General features: G+C 59.6%; 4 protein-coding genes. 1 reads left to right on the top strand and 3 read right to left on the bottom strand.

Translation table 11 applies throughout. The features are described from left to right. Positions 1-1195 (bottom strand): molybdopterin-dependent oxidoreductase (locus JWR89_RS25790; protein ID WP_299721039.1); only part of this gene is annotated, 1195 nt, incomplete at its 3' end. 585 nt (positions 1196-1780) lie between these two features. Further along, positions 1781-1957 (bottom strand): DUF2934 domain-containing protein, encoded by a 177-nt coding sequence (locus tag JWR89_RS25795; protein WP_299721040.1) that lies wholly within the window; start codon positions 1955-1957, stop codon positions 1781-1783. Between the two features lie 720 nt (positions 1958-2677). Between JWR89_RS25795 and JWR89_RS25800 the strand changes: the two genes are divergently transcribed. After that, positions 2678-3007: a hypothetical protein gene (locus JWR89_RS25800; protein ID WP_299721041.1), complete on the top strand. Its 330-nt coding sequence runs from the start codon at positions 2678-2680 to the stop codon at positions 3005-3007. A gap of 137 nt (positions 3008-3144) precedes the next feature. Here JWR89_RS25800 and JWR89_RS25805 read toward each other — a convergent pair whose 3' ends face one another. Further along, a complete protein-coding gene (locus JWR89_RS25805) occupies positions 3145-3408 on the bottom strand; it encodes a hypothetical protein (RefSeq protein WP_299721042.1) in 264 nt (87 codons plus the stop codon). Between the last annotated feature and the right edge of the window lie 178 nt (positions 3409-3586).

The following is a 3586-nucleotide window of genomic DNA, read 5'->3' on the forward strand; positions in this document are numbered from 1 at the left end:
TGATCAGGACAGCATTCGCTTGTGCGTAAGTCTCCGCCGCCTCAAGCATCTGCGCCTTAGTCAGGCCAGAGATCCGCTCCAGCTCCTCCCAGGAATAAGCGCGCGCTGCGGCGGCGAATTCATCGAATCCCAGCGTGTGCTGCCTGATGAAATCATGGTCGAGGACGTGCTTCTTGTCAGCCGCGGCCATCGATGCCGCGAAGGCGGCGGCGGCAGCGTCGCTCGGTGGGTGCGGCTTGCCATCATCGCCCGCGACCTTGCTTTGCCCTTGCGCCTGTAGGATATCGTCGGCTTCGATCAGCGCCTTGCTGATCCCGAAAATGACGGCAATATCGCCGCCGTTGCGCACTTGGTAATAAGAGGACGCAATCTTGGTCTCCTTGCCGGTAATCATTTGTGTCGGCGACTGCGGGTTGACGAACCGCTCCAGGCCACGCTCACGCAACGGATTGATGGCGACGAGCTTCACGCCGCGGCCGACGGCGTCCTGCAGATCGTGCAGCATCCGTGGTGACGAGGTACCGACGTTCTGCGCGATGTAAAAGATGCAGTCGGTGTTCTCGAAGTCGGACAACATGGCGGTACCGACCGAGGCTCCGATGCTTTGCGGCAGACCGACGGACGAGCTCTCGTGGCACATGTTCGAACTGTCCGGCAAATTGTTGCTGCCGTAGATGCGCGCGTAGAGCTGATACATGTAGGCGGTCTCGAGCGACGCCCGGCCCGACGTATAGAACTCGACGTTCTGGGGCCGCATGGCGCGCAATTCGCGACCGATTTCTTCGAAGGCCTCCTCCCATGATACCGGAACGTATTTGTCGCTGGCAGCGTCCCAGCGCATCGGATGCGTCAGCCGTCCGCGCTCTTCGAGATCGTGATCTCGCCAACCCTCCAATTTCGTCAGGGTGTGGGCAGCGAAGAAGCCACGATCGGCGCGCTTGGACGTCACTTCCCACGCGGTTGCCTTCGCGCCATTTTCGCAGAATTCCAGTGGATGCGGCTGCGCCGGCTTGCCCCATGCGCAACTGACGCACATGTATCCGTCGGGCTTGTTCTGGTGCGTTAGCAGCGGCGGTCCCTGAACCGCGAGGCCTTCTCGGAGCGTAATCTCCGTCACCGATCTGGCTGAGCCCCATCCCCCTGCCGGGCCAGCGTACGCCTCGATCTTCGGATTTTTACGCGGATTTCCGGACATTCTGATTTACCCATCGCTGCACGAGGCCTTTTTGTGATCTCAGAACAATGTCAATTGTTCCAAGTTCCCTTGGGCCGTTCGCCGCGCGCTATTTCTGTCAGAGCTGCGACGTGGCTTTCTGATGGCTGCACCATAGGCGGCGGCAAAGGAGTGAATTTCGATGTCGCAACTTTGCAATTTGGCCCGAGGTCATGGGGGAAGGCAGAAAACCAATGGTTCCTGTTCCCGACCGCCTAACTTCCATTTCGGATCGCGCGTCGATAGGCAGCGCTCGGCTTCCATCGCCACCACTGCTACGTCGTGATCCTGTTCCGCCGCGTCGATAGAGGCATGTGATTTGTCGACCGCGCGTCGTCGCTCGCGATTCTTCGATTCGGCGCCTCGAGCCTTCAATCCGGTTGGAGAGCCGGCACCCCGGGCGGACAGTCTAAATTCCTGAGGCCTGCAGGGCGCCGCATTAGGCAGCACAGCACTCGATGGTCGCGCGACCGCGCCAGCGGGCGGGGCGCACTCCCGGCGGATCGCGCTTATGCCGGCCGGTCGCGCCGACTGATCGATAGACGGCGACCCGACGCGAGCGCAACTTCAATCATCGCCGAGAGACGGGTCTGACTCGCGATTGTCCGCGGAAACTTTTGCCTCCAACAATGCGCGAAAATCCTCCTCCGCCTGAAACCAAAATTCATCAGCGCGGCCCTCCGGCCGTCCGGCCGCGTCCCACAGCTGATAAGCACGCAGTGCGATGGTGGGGACTTCTGACATCGGAGCTCCAATCTAAGTGCATGTTGGACCGTCGACAGGGGAAACGGGAGATGGATGTCGAGCGTTCCAACATAAGTTTCTGCCAGACGCGTACAACGGAATCGCCTAGCCAGGCGCTGCCACACGTGATGATGCCACCGGGCGCATCGGCGATGCCGCATTGTCAGATCTGCCGGCCGCACCAATAGCGCACCGCCCGATTAGGCCAGGGCGAGGCTCAGCGAGCGGCCGATTGCGGCCGTCGTGATTATAATGCGCTTGCTTCTTCGATACGAAGAAATCACCTGCTGTGCGCATCGTTCCGCGAAGCTATCGGCCGCTTCGACGACAAACCCCTACGCGCGGAAAGTTTTGTAGAGTTCAGGCCCGTCCTCCAGCTTCGAACTGTGAGACATCGTGGTGGCGAACGCCGCGACCCCGTGAGAGCCGTAGATAGCGGCTCGATTCTCTGAGGCATCAAGAACGGCTTCCTCGATCTGATTTCGCATCGATCCATTTTCGAGACTCTTTAAAAGCGTCTTCTAATGCTTGATGGATGCTCAATTCAGAACCGTCACGTACTACGACGCGCCACTCCTCATAGCTTTCGACGACAGTCAAAGTAAAACCTCGCCTTCATTCTACACTATCTTAGCGGTTAGTGATGTATTGCGGTAAAGCGCAGGGAACGCTTCTTAGCCATCGGCATTTGATGGTGGGGCTTCAACGCGAGGAGACAAAATGAAAAAAGTTATTATGACCGCCGCAGCGCTCGTGCTGCTTGGTACGCCCGCAGCATATGCGCAATCAGGCGCGAACCCTAGCGCGCCTCAAGCAAATTCCGCCGGAACGGGTGTGACCCAACCGGGGGTAACATCGACCGGCACCGCCGTTGATCGTAAGACCGGAACAACGGGTGCTGCACCAATGGCGACGGGATCAGAACGCGGCAATAACGCTAGTTCGCTCAGCGGCAACAATAGTGCAGCTGGTGCTAATTCAATGAATAATTCCGCTGAAGGCCGGACCTCGGGTGGTGGCGGCGGCGCTGGAGGCGGCAGCGGTAACTAGCGGTGAGAAAAGGCCCCTTTTTCGGGGCCTTTTTTATATCACTTGGGAACGACGGCCGGACCATCTGTACCGATGATTTGATCTATGTCATGGCGCCGGAATCGCTCCAGGGCGCAGGCGCGAGCGGCTTCAGTTCATCAGAACGATCGCCAGGGCCGGAGTTCGTTCTTAGCCAAAGGCTCCTGCCGTTTTTTTCGCTCGGTCCGGATCGGAGAAAATGGCGTGCCCAGCTCGCGGGCTTTAACCTGCACGGCCATGATTTTTCGCTTCGTGGCCGCTGCGGCACGGGCAGCCGATGCGCCTTGCGCAACAAGAGCCTTTAATTTCTCGATCTCTTCGGGTGTCCAACGAACAACGATCGGTCGCCGCGCCATGATCCCCTCCACCAATTGGTCGGCCATATTACGCAGTGGAGGATTGCCGGTTCCACGTCGCAAGCCTCGCCTGCAAGATGTCCTGCCCTGACGGTGAACCCGTCGGAAAGACCCCGCCCCAGGCGAACAGGAGGAAACCTTGAGCGGGGCCTAACGCGCCGAGAGCGCCAGTCGGCGCCAGCATCAAATGCGCGCGCCCGCCCCA

This window comes from Tardiphaga sp. (assembly GCF_028290785.1).
Classification (GTDB): domain Bacteria; phylum Pseudomonadota; class Alphaproteobacteria; order Rhizobiales; family Xanthobacteraceae; genus Tardiphaga.